Genomic DNA, 16,635 nt, shown 5'->3' on the forward strand with positions numbered 1-16,635 from the left:
CAATTTATTGCCGAAGCTGGACGTTTCCGTGCTGGAACTGACTAGAATTGCGAATTCGACGTCTCGTTCCAGCCCCTCCCAATGCCTCCTCAGAATCCCGTTCTCATTCTCGGCGCCGGCGTCAACGGCGCCTGCACGGCCCGCGAACTCATCCTCAACGGAGTCCCCGTCTGGATCGTCGACAAGTTCGACATTGCCTACGGGGCAACGGCGAAGTCCTCCCGCCTGATCCACGGCGGTTTGAGATATCTCGAATACGGCGATACGGCCCTCGTACATGAGTCGCTCGACGAACGCGCGCGGCTCCTCAAGCTCGCGCCCCAGTTCGTCAAAGCCGTGAAGCTGTACATCCCGATCCGCCAGCGGTTCGGCGGCCTTCTGTCAGCCGGTCTGAAATTCACCCGACTGACGCGCACAGGCCTCGGCGCCGCGGCCGCCAAAGCCCTCGGCGGCGAACGCGGGCTCGAAACTGTGCGCATGGGCCTTCGCATGTACGACTTCCTGTCGCGCGGCGGCGGCCTGCCGTCTCATTCGGTCGTCCGCGTCGGTGAAGCAGGGCCGAAGGTCGACTCCAACAAGTATCGTTGGCTGGCCGCCTATTACGACGCCCAGATGCTGTGGCCCGAACGTTTCACGCTCGCGGTGCTTGAGGATGCCAGGCGGGAAGCGGAACAGAAGGGGCTGGAGTTCAAAGTTCTGACGCACCATCACGCCAGGCTCGTCGACGGGACCGTCGAGATCCGCCCGACGGACGCCTCGAATGACTCCCCCGCAGGCCTGACCATCAAACCCTCCACAATCGTGAACGCGACGGGCGCCTGGGGCGATCACACGCTTCGCGATCTTCCGGCGCCCACGAAACGCTTGTTCGGCGGCACCAAGGGCAGCCATATCTTTACGCACCAGCCGGCGCTCGTGCGGGCGCTGAATAGCGAAGCCGTTTACGCGGAGGCCGACGACGGACGGCTGGTGTTCATCCTGCCGTTCGAAGATTCCGTGCTCATCGGCACCACTGATGAACGGTTCGACTCCACGCCCGATCAGGCCGTTTCGAGCGAGGAAGAAGTCGCCTACCTCGTCGAGATGGTCAACGAGGTCTTTCCGGATGTGAAGCTGATGGTGGCCGACGTCGACGCGCATTACAGCGGCGTCCGGCCGTTGCCTTATCAGGCGGAAGGAACGACGGGTTCGATTCCGCGCGGACACTGGATTGAATCAACCGCGACAGACGGGATTCCGATCGACACCCTGATCGGAGGCAAGCTGACGACCTGTCGGGCCCTTGGTGAAGAAACGGCTAACCGAATCCTGACGCGGCTGTTCGTGGCGCGGTCGGTCTCGACGCAGGAACGACCGGTTCCCGGTTCGGATGGGCTCAGCCAGGACACGGCTCTGAACGACCAGTTCTGGCAGTCGGTCGCTGCGGCGACCGGGTTCGAAATCGAGACGGTGATGGCGTGTGGCAAACTGGTCGGCAGCCGCGTCCGCGAGGTCCTTGGTGGGTTGACCGAATCCGCTGAGCGAGAGCTGGTCGCCGGAACACGCTTTCCGCGAGGCTTTGTCCGCCACATCATCGAGACGGAATGGGTTGAGGAACTGGGTGACCTGGTCGAACGGCGGCTGATGCTGACGGACCACAGGGCTCTCCCTGAAGTGACGCTCCGCGAACTGGCCTCGTTCTTCCCGGACGCGGACACGGAGGCATCGGTTCGCGATGTCGGGCAGCGGCTTCGCAAGTACTACGGTGTGACGGTCGAAAGAGAACTGGCTGCGGCTGTTTCCTGAGAATCGTTCATGGAATCGTGACGGTTTCCCCGTGCGACAGCCGGAGACGCACCGGCCCGGTTGCGGGTGCCGCAGTCACGAACTCATTGACGTTTGCGACGTCTTCGCCGTTGACGGCGCTGATGACCTGCCCGGGCCGCATGATCGCAGTCGGGCTGCCGGGATCAACGGCGCGAACGAGCACTCCGGCGGGAAGCCTTCCGAAGAGCCCGTCTTTGAGCGAGCTGAGGCGTGCAGTCGCAGCGTCGAATGTCATTCCTCTCCACTGACGGCCGGGCGCTGTGGAGAACACGATTTCAGATGCACGGACTGGCCAGCGAATCGCGGTCAGGTCGATTTTCCGCTCACGAACCGCATCCCCGTCCCCCCGACGAACGGTGACGCGGACCAGATCGCCCGGCATCGTCCGCCACATTCTCCGGTGAAGCTTCCAGGCGTCCGTGATTGGCTCGTCTCCCCAGAGGGTGATGACGTCACCCGGCTGCAGGCCTGCTTCATCCGCCGGCGATCCCGGGGCGACCCGGACCAGACGTGCGCGGTCTTCCTCACTTTTTGCTTCGAGTCCCAGAAAACCGAGCTGCAGCTCTTCGCCGCGCAGCAAGGGCGTGATCCCGCGATCAACGGGCATTCCGAACGTGGCCGCCGCACGTTGATCCTCCAGGCTGACCCGCCCGGTCGTCACGGCAAGCAGCCGGCCATCGAGGTCGACGATCGCGCCCCCCTCCGAGCCGCCCGTCACAGTCGTTGAAACATGCCACAGCGATGAGAGGTCGGCCGGGGTGAGATCGCGGTCGATTTCAATAGGCTGCCGGCCGTTCCACTCGAATGGCGTGATCCCTGAGAGCGTGCCGAACGCGGCTTCTGCCGCACCATCGCGGGCGAGAGACGCTGGATTGCCGAGTGCGATCACGAACGAGCCCTTTGCGGCGGAGGCTGCGTCCGCCAGCGGCAGCGAAGGGAGCTTCGAAGTGTCCGCGGACGGTATGCCTTCGGCCAGTTTCAGGACGGCCAGATCGCACCGCGAATCGGCGGCAATCACTGTCGCGTGTGCGTCCCGTTTGCCGTGCAGGCGAACGTCGATCCTGGCTTCCCGCAGGCGAGTCGGATCCTCGACGATCGACAGCACGGCGCGGCAGGTGGTCAGCACGTAGCGCGATTCGGGTTGGTTCTCTTGCGATACAAGGACGCCGGTCGCGACGGCCTCGACGAAGAGGGGCTGCTCCGGCCTGGCCTGTTCGCCGAATTCTCCCTGGACTGGGGAAGTTGTCGCCGTTCGCTTCCGCAACAACGCGACGATTGCGTGCCCGGTGCTCCTGATCGTCGCCTGAGTTCGGGCCTCGAGCGCACGCGCGAGCGCGGCGTCGTCCGCATGCAGGTTTGGAATTGCCTGGCTCAGGAGCCCGACGAGCGCGAGGCCGAACGCCCATCGCCGCCGCCTGAGGATCATGCTTCGGCCCCTGCGCCGGTCGGACGTACGGCCTCGGATCGCTGGCCAAGTTCGCGGACGGCGTGGATCGCTTCACGCATTGCGCCGCGATCGATCTCGTGAACGTCGATTTTCCGACCGACGGCCTGAAGCATCGTCACCGTGAGCCGGCCGCCGAGGTGCTGGCGGAACTCTTCCAGCCCGTCAAAGAGGGGCTGCGGATCGGCCAGCGACGGGTCGTTCAGCGGAAGTCCGAGTTCGGCGAGGCAGTGGAGGGCGCGGTCCGCATCCGCGGCGGGAAGCCCGTGCCTGAGCGAGGAGTAGATCGTATCGATGGCCACCCCGATGCCAACCGCTTCGCCGTGGCGGAGTCGGTAGTCGGTGAGGACCTCCAGCTTGTGTGCGGACCAATGCCCGAAGTCGAGCGGCCGGGCTTCCAGCGCCTCGTACGGGTCGCCCCCCTGGGTGATGTGCTCGAGATGAAGCTGCGCGGAGCGGCGGATGACGGGCGAGGCGGCTGACCAGTCTCGCTGGCGGATGCGGCCGGCCAGTTCACAGACCTGTTCAAAAGCCGCAGGGTCCTTCAGCAGGGAAACCTTCACCGCCTCGCTGAAGCCGCAGAGGAAATCCCGATCGGGGAGCGTCGACAGCATGGCCGCGTCGTTGATCACTCCCCAGGGAACGGCGAACGTCCCCACCCAGTTCTTCTTTTGGAACAGGTTTACGCTGTTCTTCACGCCGACGCCGGAGTCGGCCTGGGCAAGTGTGGTCGTGGGTATGCGGATCAGCCGGATGCCGCGATGTGCGATGGCTGTGGCGAATCCGACGGCATCGAGGACCGCGCCGCCGCCGATGACGACGACGTAGCTGCGGCGGTCGAGTTCAGCCGCGTTCATGCACTTCAGCATCCGTTCGAGGATGTGAATGTCGTTCTTGATCGCTTCGCCGCCGGGCACGAGCTGGATGTTTCCGGTGCTGGAGAACCGGGAGGGCTGCGATTTGAGGAACGTCTTCAGGCGGTGCTGGAGGTCGGGCCGGGCGGCGGCGACGTGTTCATCGATCCAGACCTGGACGCGGGCCGGGCGATCGCCGGAAGGCTCGAGCAGATGGGCGAGAACCGCCTGGTCGGCGCCGAGCAGGTCGCTGGTGAAGCGCAGGCGGTGGACGCAGGGGACGGCAAACGAAATGTCGATCGATTCGGAGCCGGTCATGAATTCGCAGGTCGTTCACCCGGCGCCGGTGGGCGTCGCGGCGAAGCAAAAATGGCGGGCGACGGCGTTGGGCCGTCGGTCGTTGGCAGGGGAGCCGATCCATGGCTCGAGTCCGGGCACGGGATCGAACCGTCCAGGAACCCTTATTCTGCGCCCCTGTCCAGCAACGTCAAGGTCGGAGCCGGGCGTCACCGGAGTGGACGACTCGGCTGAAAGATCTTTGGCGATCGAGTCTTACGTGAGATTGCCGTTCCGGAGGGAACGGAGAGCGGAGCGAGGAGAGCGCGTTGACGTGTGGTGCATCGTTCTGGCTCTGTTTTCCCCGGGTGCTCCAGTGCAGGATGGGGGCCGCACGACCTGGACCGCAGCCTCGAAATTCGGACCAGTCGGTCGATGACCAGTGACGGATTGATGTTGAGTGCGTGCATGGTTCCTCCACTGGACGTGGACGATTGCGCGCCGAGCTGCGGCAGGCGGCACTGGATTCCGGAAGCCAGTGCCGCCGCCGTTCCGCTCAGGACTGCGGCAGGGCTTCGGAGAAGAAGCGGATCCAGTTTCCGGAGAAGATGCCGTCGATATCGGCCTGGGAATAACCCCGGGCTTCAAGAAGGCCTTCCAGCTTCTGCAGATCGGCGATCGTGTTGAGGTCGTGCGGCGTCTGCTCGGTTCCGAAACCGCCGTCGAGATCGCTGCCGATGCCGACGCAGCGTGTATGCCCCGCGAGCTGGCAGATATGGTCGACATGGTCGACGACATCGCTCAGTGAAGCGGCGGCAGGCTGCGTGACTCCGCGGACCCAGCCAGGCACGACCATCCACGCATCGAGCGCCATGCCGATGACGGCGTTTCGCTCAATCAACCGTTTGAGCTGTTCGTCGGAGAACTGGCGGTCGCCTGGAACGAGGCAGCGGCACATGTTGTGACTGGCGTGCACGGCTCCGCTGAAGTTGTCGAGGACCTCAAAGAAGCCGGGCTCATTGGTGTGCGTCATGTCGACGATGATGCCGAGTTTCTCAAACTGCTTGAGCATTTCGAGGCCGCGGGGCGTCACGGGGCCCTGGTGCCCCGTGCCGGCGGCGTAGGGATGGGGTCCATAGTGGGCCAGTCCGCAGCAACGAAGCCCCTGGTTCCACCAGTCGGGCGCGCAGGATGGTTCGACGATCGGGTCGGCCCCTTCCATGGCGAGAATGATTCCGAGCGGGGTGGTGTCGGGGGCGGCCGTCCAGGCGGCCCAGTGGGCTTTGAGTTCCGGTGCGGTGTGGATGAGCCGGATGAATCCCTGCTGTTCGAGGAGCCGGTAGTACGCCAGCTGTCCGAATCCGACGGCCGAGGCGATCGTCTGGTTGCGGGAGTCGAGCGTGCGGCGATCGCCGCCGGTTTCCCCAATCGCTTCGGGCTTGGACCGCGAGAGGACCGTCGACAGGCAAACGCCGATTCCGCCGCGGCGCATTTCGGGCAGGCTGACGGTGCCATGTCCGCGGGCGGGGTGGTCGGTGAGATGTGCCTCGATTTGGCGCAGTTCCGGCAGCGGCAGCGTCAGGTCGCGGTTCCAGCCCAGAGCACACCAGGCGAGGTCGAGGTGGGCGTCGAACATCGGTCTCATCGTGAATTGTCTCCTCTGTCGTTCTTCTGGAATCGCATGGCCGCGTCGGGATGGCACTGAAGCCGGCGGGCGCTTCTCTGAGCCGCTGCGTCATATAGGAATGAAAACAGCGTTGATTCGCGATGGTCGGGAGGGGGAGTGGGTTCGTCGGGAGAAGCAAATGGCTCGCGTACTCGGTGCGCGATCCTGGTGTTTCCCGGGGCCGATGCGATTTTTGGAGATTCTTGTCGACCTGGAGGTGAGTGAACACTAACATTTGGTATGCCCTCTCTTAAAACTTCTGCCCGACTGACGACCGAACAGCGGCGGATTGCCATCCTGGAGGCGCTCCGCTCGGTCTTTGCCGAGAAGGGATTCCACGGAACGACGACGAAACAACTGGCGGAAGCGGCCGGTGTTTCGGAGGCGCTGCTGTTCAAGCACTTTCCCAGCAAGGACGCGATGTACGCCGCGATCCAGGAGGCGTGCTGGAACGAGGTGGCCGAGCGGGAGCTGAAGCGGCTGGCCCAGTTGCCGCCGAGCACGTCGTCGCTCGTGCTGCTGGTGTACATGCTGGCGAACAAGATTATCAGCGGCGCGGCGGTTGCGCGGCAGACTCATCCCAACCAGTTTGAAAAACTGATGTTGCGCAGCATGCTCGATGACGGCGTGTTCGCGAGAGGGATGCTGAAGCGATTCGACAAAGGGTGGCTTTCCAAGTTTGAAGAGTGCGTCAAAGCCGCTCAGAAGGCGGGCGATTTCGAGAGGAAGACGATTCCGGGACGAATCGCCGGCTGGTTCGTCCACGACCTGTCGGTGATGGTCATGATCCAACTGCTGCGCGACCCCCCGGTGGCGGATTATGGGGCGACGCGGGAGGAGTTGATCGAGTACGCCGTGCGGTTTGTGCTGCACGGGATCGGCCTTTCCGATCAGGCGATCGAGCGGGATTTCAATCCGCAGGCGCTCGCGCTGTTTCAGGCGTCTCCGTGAACCGACGGATGGAAATGATGGTCTGGCATCATGTTGAGTAAGTACCCACACATCGGTGTCGTGCGATGAACTGGATCGCGCTGAAAATGCTGACGGGCGACCGGAGCAAGTACTTCGGCATCATCTTCGGCGTGACGTTCGCCTCGCTGCTCATCGCCCAGCAGGGAGCGATTTTCTGCGGGCTGATGCTCCGCACATCGAGTCAGATCTACGACATTTCCGGCGCCGACATCTGGGTGATGGATCCGGGGATGCAGTTCGTCGACGACATCAAGCCGCTGTCGGACAACGAGCTGTATCGCGTGCGCGGCGTGGAAGGAGTGAAGTGGGCGGTCCGGCTTTACAAGGGGATTGCGCGCTCGCGGTTCAGTGACGGAAAATTCCAGCAGTTCATCCTGCTGGGGTTGGATGACGCCACGATGGTCGGCGCTCCGCGGGAGATGGTGGTCGGCTCGCTGGCCGATCTCCGGAAGCCCGATGCCGTGATCATGGATGAAGGGGGTTACAAGTACCTGTGGCCGAATGAACCGTTCCAGCTGGGGCGGACGTTCGAGATGAACGATCGCCGGGCGGTGCTGGTGGGAATCTGCAAGGCCTCGCCGACGTTCCAGACGTTTCCCGTCGTGTATTCGCGGTACAGCCAGGCGACGATGTTCGTGCCGCGCGAACGGAAGCTGATGTCGTTCGTCCTGGCGGAGCCGAAGGACGGCGTGCCCGCGATCGACGTCTGCAAGAACATCACGGCGCAGACGGGTCTCAAGGCGGAGACGCAGGACCAGTTCATCTGGACCACGATGTGGTACTTCATGATCCGGACGGGAATCCCGATCAACTTCGGCATCACGATCTTCCTGGGGTTCATTGTCGGCACGGCGATCGCGGGCCAGACGTTCTACCTGTTCGTGATCGAGAACCTGCGGCAGTTCGGGTCGTTGAAGGCGATGGGAGTCACGAACCGGCGGATCATCGGGATGATCCTGTTGCAGTCGCTGGTCGTCAGCACGCTGGGTTACAGCCTCGGGGTGGGCTTTGCAGCGCTGTTCGGCGAGCTGAACAAGAACAACGACACGCTGGCCTATTTCATGCCGTGGCAGATTCTGGCGATTACCGGCGGGGCGGTCGTCCTGATCGGAATCCTGTCGAGCCTGCTCAGCGTCCGGCGGGTGATGGTGCTTGAGCCGGCGATCGTGTTCCGTGGTTGAACGAGAGTGAATCGAACGATGTCGTCCGCAGTGTCCATCCCTGAGCAACGCGAGTTCGCGAGCCGGAACGGTTCGCGTCCGGCGGTCGTGGTGCGCCATCTCACGAAGGCCTTCGGCGACGGGGAGAACCGGCTGCTGGCGCTCAAGGACATCAATCTGGAAGTTCAGGCCGGGGAGCTGACCCTGCTCGTCGGGCCGAGCGGGTGTGGCAAGACGACGCTGATTTCGATCGTGGCCGGCCTGTTGAATCCCACGGAAGGGCACGTCGAAGTGCTGGGAGAAGACCTGGCGGAAATGTCGGGGACACGGCTGGTGAATTTCCGGGGGGAGAAGATCGGGTTCGTGTTCCAGCAATACAATCTTCTGCCGTCATTGACGGCGGCGGAGAACGCGGCGATTCCGCTGCTGATTGCCCGGCGGCCTCGGAAGGAGGCGGTTGCCGAGGCGAAAAAAGTGCTGGACTCGGTCGGGCTGGGGAACCGGGTGGATGCCTACCCGAACACGCTGTCCGGCGGTCAGCAGCAGCGCGTCGCGATTGCGCGGGCGCTGGTGCACAACCCGCACCTGCTGGTCTGTGATGAACCGACGGCCGCGCTCGATGCGCATTCGGGGCGGACGGTGATGGGGCTGTTGAAGCAGGTCGCGCTGCAGAGCGATCGGGCTGTGATCGTGGTGACGCACGACAACCGCGTTTTCGATTTTGGCGACCGGATCATCCACATGGCGGACGGCGAAATCGAACGCATTGAAACACGCGACGAGATGCTGGCCCGGGGAGGGGCTCACTGATGTTTCGGACACTTCGCAAACTGATTCTGCCCGGCGCGGCGCTGGGGCTGCTGATTTTCGCCGTCATCCACGTGGTGCGTGCCCAGACACCGGCCGTGAAATCGCGGCCGCCGGTCGAGCCGCCGCGTGCGCCGTTCGCCAACACGGTCGCGGGTTCGGGCATCGTGGAGGCACGGACGGAGAACATTTCGATCGGATCGCATTTGCCGGGCGTGGTGACGGAAGTTCTGGTGCGGGTCGGGGAGAAGGTGGACAAGGGGACACCGCTGTTCCGGCTCGATGACCGGGCGATGAAGGCGAACCTGCGCGTGATGCAGGCGAACGTCGCGGCCGCGAAGGCGGAACTTTCACGGCTGGAGAGTCTGCCGCGTCCGGAGGAGTTGCCCCCTGCGGAAGCCAAGTTGCTGGAAGCGGAGGCCAACCTGGCGGAGCTGATTTCCAACTACGAGCGGGCCCAGCGACTGGGGAAGGAGAATGCGGTCACGGAGCAGGAGCTGGTGAAACGGAAGCAGGGGGTGGAGGCGGGGCGCCAGCAGGTTGCCGGCGCCAAGGCTTCGTTTGACCTATTGAAAGCGGGCTCGTGGGGCCCGGAGAAGGCCATTGCCCAGGCCAAGGTGGAACAGACCCGTGCGGCCCTCGAGCAGGTGCAGATCGAAATCGAGCGACTGACGGTGACCGCCCCGGTCGACGGTGAAGTGCTGCAGGTGAATGTCCGTCCCGGCGAGTTCGTCGGGGCTCCGCCAGGCCAGGCGCTGGTGGTTCTCGGCAACGTCCAGCTTCTGCACGTTCGCGTGGACATCGACGAGCATGACATTCCACGGTTCCGCCCCGGCGCGCCGGCCCAGGCGACTCTGCGTGGCGACCCGAGCCTGAAGTTGAATCTGGCGTTCGAACGCGTGGAGCCGTACGTGGTGCCGAAGAAATCGCTGACGGGAGACAACACCGAACGCGTCGACACCCGGGTGCTGCAGGTGATCTATTCGATCGAGAACCAGGGCTGCACGTTGTATGTCGGGCAGCAGGTGGATGCGTTTATTGATGCGGCGCGCAGTGCGACGGAGACTCCGGCCGGGGGGGCTCCGGGGAAGAGTCTGTAGGACCTGCGCGAGGCCGGGAAGCAGGCCTGGCCTCATCGGGCCGTGGCAGCGTACGTCGGCCTAGAGTTCGGAGCGGAGGGGGAGTTCGAGGCCGAAGCCGGCGGTGCGGCTGCGGACGTCGAAGGCGGCTTCTTCGGGGCGTTCGAGGGGGCAGGCGAGCTCAGTCGGAATGCGGACGGTGAAGGTGCTACCTTTGCCGAACTCGCTTTCGAGGAAGACCTCGCCTCCGAGCAGGCGGGCGATTTCCTTGACGATGGACAGGCCGAGTCCCGTTCCCTCGTACTCGCGGGTGAGGGCATTGACTTCCTGTCCCGGGAGGCTGCGGCCCTGGCGGAACTTCTCGAAGATCATGGCCTGATCTTCGAGCGGGATGCCGATGCCCGTGTCGGCGACGATGATGTCGACGCGGTCATCGGGCGCCTTTACGGCGGAGACGCGAATGCGGCCTCCTTCGGGGGTGAATTTCACGGCGTTGGACAGGAGGTTGTAGAGGACCTGCTGCAACTTGCCTTCATCCTGCCGCAAGGGGGGAAGGAGCGGGTCGGAACTCCACTGCAGGTCGATGTTCTTTTTCTCGGCGAGGGGGAGCATCGACGCGCTGGCTCGCTCGACGAGGTCGCCAACGGAAAACTCGAGGATGTGCCGCTCCATCTTGCCGGCCTCGATTTTCGCGAGGTCGAGGATGTCGTTGATGAGCGAGAGGAGGCTGCGTCCGGAGGTCTGGATGTTGGCGAGGTATTTTTTCTGGCGCTCGTTGAGATTCTCTGCCGAGGCAAGGACGTCGCTGAAGCCGAGGATGCTGTTGAGAGGGGTGCGGAGTTCGTGGCTCATGGTGGCCAGGAACTCGTTTTTCACCTTGTTCATCTGGTGCAGGGTGAGGTTGGCGCGGGCCAGCTCGTCGACCTTTCCGTCGAGGTTGCTGTTGGCCAGACGCAGCTCTTCCTGGGTGTTCATCAGGTGCCGCAGCATGCGGTTGAAAGCGTGGCTGAGCTCTTCAAACTCGTCGCCGGTGCGGATGTCGGCCCGTTGATCGAGGTCGCCCTGGGCGACCGAATCGCTGACCTCTTTCAGGTGCTGGACGGGCTTGACGATGACGTAGCGGACGATGGCGTAGAGAGCGAGCATCGCGAGGAATGCGGTCGCAATGGCCATGGCGATAAGGATGGCGTTGTTGCGGGCGATGCGGTGGCTGGTTTCCTGGCGATCGAACGAAATCTTGGCGACGCCGAGCAACCCCCCTTCTTCGAGGTCTTTCAGTCGGTCCTTGTGGCAGTCGTAGCACGACTGGGCCTTGCCGGAGGAGAGGATGGTTTTGTTCGTGCTGGCGTAGATGGGGGCGTAGTACTCGTAGGCCTCCGCGTCGTCGATGATGAGGAATTCGCGGTCGGATTCTTTGGACTTGAGGAAGGTGGCGACGGCGTCGTATTCGGCGGGCGTGGAGGGGCTGCGGACTCCCTTGGGCTCGGTGTCCCAGTTGCTTTTCAGGAACTTCAGCTGGTAGTGCTCGCGGAGATCGCTGGGCTTGAACTCCTTGCTGAGCGAGACCATTCGCTCCACCTGCGACTTCTGGGTGGGGTCGGACTCATCGCGGTCGATGCCGAGGTGCATCGTCAGGAGGTCCTGGCTGATCAGCAGGCGGGCCCGATCGCGGTACTGGTCGCGGACGATGCGGAGGTTGAGCAGCGCATAGACGTAGAAGCTTCCGGTCAGCAGCAGGAGGAGCGCGCCGCCGAACAGGAATCGGCATTTTCTCTCCAGGCTGGTTTCGCCAAGAAGGCGTTTGATGGTCCGGTACGACATAGGCGCGGAATTCTATTCGGATTTCCGATCGAGCGCAAAGATGAAGCAGGATTGGCCCAACGATGGGGCGTAATTCCGCGTAAGCAGCCGACATCGGGGGTTTGACCGTGCGCCCTCCGAGGCACGAGTATCTGCGTGCAACAGGCCCGGAGGATGGGGATCCAAATTGCCCGCGGGGATGATCGATTCCGCCCAGCTGACCCGGCTCGCTACCGAGCTGGAAATCCTGCTGCGCGCGAACTCGCCGCTGGGGCCGGGGCTTCGCGACGCTTCGAACCGCTGGCGCGGGGCGCTTCGCCCGGCGGCGGAAAAACTGGCGGAGCGGTTGGATGCGGGAATGCCGGTTGACGAGGCGCTGCGGACGGCCGGGGAGCTGCCCCCCGTATTCCGGTCGCTGGCGGCGGCGGGGATGACGACCGACCGGGCGGCCGACGTGCTGCGGGCTTACTCGACGTCGACCCGCCAGTTGCTCGACCTGCGTGAGCGACTGCTGCGCGGGCTGATGTATCCGGCGATCATCCTGATCCTGACATATGGGCTGACGATCCTCCTGATCCATTCCGTGCTGCCTCAAATGGCGAGCATGGTGGGTGAGTTCTCCAGGGTCCCCCCGCGCTGGGTTCATTTCGTTGAGAAAGCGAATGCCACGCTTCCGGTCTGGAGCTGGGCCATTCCCCTGGGTCTGCTTGTCGCGAGCTGGCTGGTGCACTTCCTGTTCGGACGTCACCGGAGCGCAATCGGCATCTGGGGATCATTTCCGTTCGTGAGATCGGTGCTGTCGGATATTCATTCCTCGACGGCCAGTTCGCTGCTGGCGGCGCTGCTGGACTGCGAGGTTCCGCTGCCGCTGGCGTTGTCGCTGGCGGGGGAATCGCTGACTTCGCGACGGGCGCAGGCGGCCGTCAATGCGATTGCGGACGACCTCAGAAAAGGGGTTCCGGCTCAACACGCGTTCCGAGAGCGTGCGGGAGCGCCGCCGCTGTGGCGAGCGCTGTTCGTACGCGAGCGCGAGGCCGGCCCGCTGCGGGCGGGGCTGAGGCACATCGCAGAGGTTCTTGCGTTACGGGCTCGGAGCCGGGCGGACGTCCTCGGACGGGTGATTCCGGTCCTGCTGATCATCGCCGTGGGGGGCCTGACCGTTGGCGCCTACGGGACGGTAGTGTTCGGACCGCTCGTCGAACTCTGGGAGCGGATCGGAGCGCAGCCATGAGCCTTGTCGCCGACGCGCCAGCCGCCGCTCCATCTCCGGGTGACGGGCCCGCACTGCCGTTTTCGATGCAGATGTTCGCGGAGGAAGCGTCGTCTCCGTGGACGGCTTCCGCGTTTCGAACGATTGCCACCAGACTGGATCAAGGGGCGTCCTGGACCGAGGCGGTGCAGTCGGCCGGGAGGCAGCTGCCGCAGTTCCTGAGGGGGGTGTTTGCCGTCGCGGAACGCAGCGGATCGATCGAGCAGGTAATCGGAGAGTATTTTGCGGGGACGCGGCGGACGCGGCGGGCGAAACGGCAGGTGCTCGTGGCGCTGCTGTATCCGGCATTCCTGCTGCTCGCCTGCCTGGTGCTGCTGACGGGTGTGTTCCTGTTCGTCGTCCCTCCATTCCGGGAGATGTTCAACGACTTCGGGGTGGAACTGCCCTGGATGACGAAGCTGATGATCTCGATGAGCATGATCGTGACCAAGGGCTGGCCGTGGCTGGTAGTGGGGCTTGTGTTCATGTTCGCGACGCTGGTGGCCATGCTGCTGTTCACCAAGCTTCCTCTGGCGGCCCCGCTGGTCCGCGTCATGCAGGCGATCCCGATTGTCGGCACGGCCTCGCAACTGGCGGGCGCATCGGAATTCTGCACGCTGCTGGGAATGCTGGTGAAAGCGAGGATCCCTCTCCCAGACGCACTGCGGCTGACGGCCGGGGGACTTCAGGATGCGAACCTTCGCCAGGGGTGTCATCGGCTGGCCGACCATGTCGAGCGGGGTGAGTCGCCCGCTTACGCCGCCTCGATCCTGCCTCATTTCCGGCCCCGTCTCGTGCAGTTGCTGCGGCATACGGAGCACGAGCGGAGCTTCGGGGAGATCCTCCGGTCGCATGGTGAACTGTTCGGGATCCAGGCGGAGGCACAGTCGGGAATCGCGATTGTCTGGATGCAGCCGTTCCTGTTGGTGTTCGTGGGGATCCTGGGAGGATTCGTCGTCATTTGCCTGTTCATGCCGTTGATCAAGCTGCTCAACGAACTGAGCTGACTCACACCCTGGAGGCTGATTCCTTTCATGCTGCCGATGCTCATCCTTCTTGGAATGCCCATCCTGGCCGGCGCCCTGCTGGCGCTGGACCACTATGTGCGTTTCAATGCCTCTCGGGATGAGCTTTCATGGCTGGCGCTGGCGATGCGAATCGTCGGGCTGGCCCTTGCGGGAGCGGGCCTGACGGTGTTGGTCCTGGCCGCGCTGGGGAGGCATGGTCAGGCGTCGCACTGGTTTTTCGACGCGATCGTGAGGATTGCGGCCGGGGCCTATGGCCTGCTGGCGATCCTGACGGCGGTCGTGGGGAATGCGTTCCGCGCGCCGCGGGATTCGACGAATCTGCGCGAGGAATCTCGCTTGGAACAACGGGCTTCCCTGTTCCGCCTGTTGTGCTGGATTGCGCTTCTGGTTCCCCTGGTGCCTTTCGTCCCGGCGGTGGTCCTGATTGTGCCGCTGGTGTTGACGACGGTGTTTTCCTCGTGGGGAGCCGTGAATCGCGGGAGCCAGATCAGCCTGTTGTGGCGGCTGTCGATCGCCTCGGAAAACGGGCTGCCGTATGCGGATGAAGTGGAATCGGCATCGCCGGGGATCGGGAGTCACCGTCGGGAATCACTGGCCGCGCTGGCGGGACGCCTGCGCGACGGACAGTCGCTGGGAGAGGCGATCGATGACGGCTCGCCCCTGATCCCCCGCGGCGACGTGCTCGCGATCCGGGCGACCGATGGCACACCGGCCCTGAGTTCCGTCCTGCGGGACGCGGCCGAACGTTCGGTTCGCAATCTTTCGGAACTTCGCGAAGGTGGCGACGCGCTGCCGCTGCAGGTTTATTTCGTGAACGTGTTCCTGGTCGTCATCTCGATCGTCAGCTTCCTCATGTACTGGATCATGCCGAAGTACAAGGAGATCTTTAACGATTTCGGCGTGACGCTCCCTCCGATCACGCGGCGTCTGATCGATGTGACGGACAGCGCCGCCAGTTACTGGTTCGTGGCTGGTCCGATGATGTTCCTGCCGGTCGCGATCCTGCTCGCCTCGCCGCTGGTTTCCCTCGCGGGCTGGGAAAACCTGAACTTTCCGCTGCTGATGCGGTGGTTTCCGCGACGCGACGCTCCGGAGGTGCTCCGGATCATTGCGGCGGTCGTCGAATCGGGTCGGCCGCTTGCGCCGACTCTCAGCGAGATCGCCGAGCACCATCCGCGTGAAGACCTGAGGTCGCGGCTGGAGCGGATTGCCGCCATTCTCGATCACGGAGAGTTTTCGTGGAGAGTTCTCTGTCACGACGGCTTTCTCAAGCAAGACGAGGCGGATGCGCTCGACGCGGCGGCGGCGAATCACCATCTGCAATGGGCGCTCAGGACACTCGCCGACGGACTGGACGCGAAACAGCGGATCCGCACGGCCTGGGCCTTCGAGTGGCAGCGGCCGATCCTGATCGGCACGCTGGGGGGGCTGGTCGCGTTCGTGGTCGTTGCCATGTTCCTGCCACTGATCCATGTGATGAACACGGCCGCGGAGATGGGCCCATGACCATGCACCCGCGCCGCGCATTCACTCTCGTGGAGATGGGGGTCGCCTGTGCCCTGCTGGGGTTCGTCTTCGCGGTCTTGGGACAGTTCGTTTCCCGCTGGGACGCGGCCCGGCGATCCGTGGAAGAACGGGCCTGTGCACTGCGGCTCGTTGAAAACGTCCTGGAACGTGCGACGATCGCTCCAGCAGGAACGACTCTCACGCTGGACGCCGATGCGGCGGCCCGACTGCGGTCTGCAGAACTCAAGATTTCAGAGGGTCCCGCGGATGACGCGGGACTGATGGCTGTCACCGCCTCGCTTTCCTGGGTGAACGCGGAGGGGCAACGGGTGTCGCCTGTGGCGGTCACAGCGTGGAAGCGTTCGGCGCCGAAACCAACGGAGGACTCACGATGAGTCCACATCGTTCGGTACGAAGAAGGCGGCGTGCCGGCTGGCAGCTGACCGAACTGAGCATGGTGCTCGCCGTGCTGGCGATCGTCGTGGTCGCGGCGACGCGGGTGATCGTTGGATTGATGTCGATCGAGAGCCGCTCGGGGCAGGCTCTTCAGGACGCCACGATCCTCGAGCGGCTCGGACGTCAGTGGCGGGACGACCTGCACCGGGCGCAGTCGGCGACGATCTCGCCGGATGCGGCCTCGATCGAGATGCGGCTCGACGATGGATCAGAGACCCGGTACCTGATTGCCGGGAAAAAGCTCACCCGGGAGCAAACTCGAACTGGCGGAAAACCGCCGGCCCGGGAGCTGTTCGCCGCCAGTGCCCGGGGTTGGCAGTTCGACCGCGAGGGGAACGGAGCGATCATCGCGCTCCTCCGCGAGCACGCGCCGTACGCCCTGACGGCGACGGGGCAATCTGCAACGCCATCGAAGGTCGATCGGATCGAAGGAGCCGTTGGCATGTTGATGCCGCGGGCGGATTCCGCCGCAGAGGGGGACTCGCCATGAGAACCTGCCGGCCCTCGTCCCGAATGATGTGCGGCGTCCGGC

At 64.1% G+C, this 16,635-nt stretch carries 14 protein-coding genes; 10 read left to right on the plus strand and 4 right to left on the minus strand.

The window, feature by feature from the left end; genetic code table 11:
• The first annotated feature begins 81 nt into the window (after positions 1–81).
• Positions 82–1,785, plus strand: coding sequence for a glycerol-3-phosphate dehydrogenase/oxidase (locus tag Pan44_RS20950; RefSeq protein ID WP_145033421.1), 1,704 nt, complete (start codon positions 82–84; stop codon positions 1,783–1,785).
• A gap of 7 nt (positions 1,786–1,792) precedes the next feature.
• On the opposite strand, the gene Pan44_RS20955 is transcribed toward Pan44_RS20950, so the two are convergent.
• The 3 genes from Pan44_RS20955 to Pan44_RS20965 form a co-directional block, all read right to left on the minus strand.
• Complete coding sequence (locus tag Pan44_RS20955; RefSeq protein ID WP_145033424.1) at positions 1,793–3,232, minus strand: trypsin-like peptidase domain-containing protein; 1,440 nt, start codon at positions 3,230–3,232, stop codon at positions 1,793–1,795.
• Complete coding sequence (locus Pan44_RS20960; RefSeq protein WP_145033428.1) at positions 3,229–4,422, minus strand: 3-dehydroquinate synthase; 1,194 nt, start codon at positions 4,420–4,422, stop codon at positions 3,229–3,231. The genes Pan44_RS20955 and Pan44_RS20960 overlap by 4 nt, the downstream gene beginning before the upstream one ends.
• Before the next feature lie 514 nt (positions 4,423–4,936).
• A complete protein-coding gene (locus Pan44_RS20965; protein ID WP_145033430.1) occupies positions 4,937–6,025 on the minus strand; it encodes a dipeptidase in 1,089 nt (362 codons plus the stop codon).
• A gap of 261 nt (positions 6,026–6,286) precedes the next feature.
• On the opposite strand from Pan44_RS20965, the gene Pan44_RS20970 reads away from it, so the two are divergent.
• From Pan44_RS20970 to Pan44_RS20985, 4 genes are all read left to right on the plus strand, one after another.
• Entirely contained in the window at positions 6,287–6,997 is a 711-nt protein-coding gene (locus tag Pan44_RS20970) for a TetR/AcrR family transcriptional regulator (protein ID WP_145033433.1), read from the plus strand.
• Positions 6,998–7,062: 65 nt separating this feature from the next.
• Entirely contained in the window at positions 7,063–8,199 is a 1,137-nt protein-coding gene (locus tag Pan44_RS20975; RefSeq protein ID WP_145033436.1) for an ABC transporter permease, read from the plus strand.
• An 18-nt stretch (positions 8,200–8,217) separates the two neighbouring features.
• Positions 8,218–8,988, plus strand: coding sequence for an ABC transporter ATP-binding protein (locus tag Pan44_RS20980; RefSeq protein WP_145033439.1), 771 nt, complete (start codon positions 8,218–8,220; stop codon positions 8,986–8,988).
• Entirely contained in the window at positions 8,988–10,085 is a 1,098-nt protein-coding gene (locus Pan44_RS20985; protein ID WP_145033442.1) for an HlyD family secretion protein, read from the plus strand. The genes Pan44_RS20980 and Pan44_RS20985 overlap by 1 nt, the downstream gene beginning before the upstream one ends.
• A 60-nt stretch (positions 10,086–10,145) precedes the next feature.
• On the opposite strand, the gene Pan44_RS20990 is transcribed toward Pan44_RS20985, so the two are convergent.
• Positions 10,146–11,885, minus strand: coding sequence for a sensor histidine kinase (locus Pan44_RS20990; RefSeq protein WP_145033445.1), 1,740 nt, complete (start codon positions 11,883–11,885; stop codon positions 10,146–10,148).
• A gap of 178 nt (positions 11,886–12,063) precedes the next feature.
• Between Pan44_RS20990 and Pan44_RS20995 the strand changes: the two genes are divergently transcribed.
• From Pan44_RS20995 to Pan44_RS21015, 5 genes are read left to right on the plus strand one after another with little or no spacing between them, the layout of a single operon-like run.
• On the plus strand, positions 12,064–13,095 hold the full coding sequence (locus Pan44_RS20995) for a type II secretion system F family protein (protein WP_145033448.1): 1,032 nt from the start codon (positions 12,064–12,066) through the stop codon (positions 13,093–13,095).
• A complete protein-coding gene (locus tag Pan44_RS21000) occupies positions 13,092–14,120 on the plus strand; it encodes a type II secretion system F family protein (RefSeq protein WP_145033451.1) in 1,029 nt (342 codons plus the stop codon). The genes Pan44_RS20995 and Pan44_RS21000 overlap by 4 nt, the downstream gene beginning before the upstream one ends.
• A gap of 27 nt (positions 14,121–14,147) precedes the next feature.
• Entirely contained in the window at positions 14,148–15,647 is a 1,500-nt protein-coding gene (locus tag Pan44_RS21005; RefSeq protein WP_145033453.1) for a type II secretion system F family protein, read from the plus strand.
• Positions 15,644–16,042 (plus strand): type II secretion system protein, encoded by a 399-nt coding sequence (locus tag Pan44_RS21010; protein ID WP_145033456.1) that lies wholly within the window; start codon positions 15,644–15,646, stop codon positions 16,040–16,042. Before Pan44_RS21005 ends, Pan44_RS21010 begins: the two co-directional genes overlap by 4 nt.
• On the plus strand, positions 16,039–16,593 hold the full coding sequence (locus Pan44_RS21015; RefSeq protein WP_145033459.1) for a hypothetical protein: 555 nt from the start codon (positions 16,039–16,041) through the stop codon (positions 16,591–16,593). Before Pan44_RS21010 ends, Pan44_RS21015 begins: the two co-directional genes overlap by 4 nt.
• The last annotated feature ends 42 nt before the right edge of the window (positions 16,594–16,635 follow it).

Origin of the sequence: Caulifigura coniformis (assembly GCF_007745175.1) — a bacterium.
GTDB lineage: Bacteria > Planctomycetota > Planctomycetia > Planctomycetales > Planctomycetaceae > Caulifigura > Caulifigura coniformis.

Bases quoted from the DNA above. Each gene is read 5' to 3' on its own strand.
- Pan44_RS20990 (WP_145033445.1), bottom strand. From the start codon at position 11,885: ATGTCGTACCGGACCATCAAACGCCTTCTTGGCGAAACCAGCCTGGAG.
- Pan44_RS20955 (WP_145033424.1), bottom strand. From the start codon at position 3,232: ATGATCCTCAGGCGGCGGCGATGGGCGTTCGGCCTCGCGCTCGTCGGG.
- Pan44_RS21010 (WP_145033456.1), top strand. From the start codon at position 15,644: ATGACCATGCACCCGCGCCGCGCATTCACTCTCGTGGAGATGGGGGTC.
- Pan44_RS20970 (WP_145033433.1), top strand. From the start codon at position 6,287: ATGCCCTCTCTTAAAACTTCTGCCCGACTGACGACCGAACAGCGGCGG.
- Pan44_RS21015 (WP_145033459.1), top strand. From the start codon at position 16,039: ATGAGTCCACATCGTTCGGTACGAAGAAGGCGGCGTGCCGGCTGGCAG.
- Pan44_RS20950 (WP_145033421.1), top strand. From the start codon at position 82: ATGCCTCCTCAGAATCCCGTTCTCATTCTCGGCGCCGGCGTCAACGGC.
- Pan44_RS20965 (WP_145033430.1), bottom strand. From the start codon at position 6,025: ATGAGACCGATGTTCGACGCCCACCTCGACCTCGCCTGGTGTGCTCTG.
- Pan44_RS20985 (WP_145033442.1), top strand. From the start codon at position 8,988: ATGTTTCGGACACTTCGCAAACTGATTCTGCCCGGCGCGGCGCTGGGG.
- Pan44_RS20980 (WP_145033439.1), top strand. From the start codon at position 8,218: ATGTCGTCCGCAGTGTCCATCCCTGAGCAACGCGAGTTCGCGAGCCGG.
- Pan44_RS20975 (WP_145033436.1), top strand. From the start codon at position 7,063: ATGAACTGGATCGCGCTGAAAATGCTGACGGGCGACCGGAGCAAGTAC.
- Pan44_RS21000 (WP_145033451.1), top strand. From the start codon at position 13,092: ATGAGCCTTGTCGCCGACGCGCCAGCCGCCGCTCCATCTCCGGGTGAC.
- Pan44_RS20960 (WP_145033428.1), bottom strand. From the start codon at position 4,422: ATGACCGGCTCCGAATCGATCGACATTTCGTTTGCCGTCCCCTGCGTC.
- Pan44_RS21005 (WP_145033453.1), top strand. From the start codon at position 14,148: ATGCTGCCGATGCTCATCCTTCTTGGAATGCCCATCCTGGCCGGCGCC.
- Pan44_RS20995 (WP_145033448.1), top strand. From the start codon at position 12,064: ATGATCGATTCCGCCCAGCTGACCCGGCTCGCTACCGAGCTGGAAATC.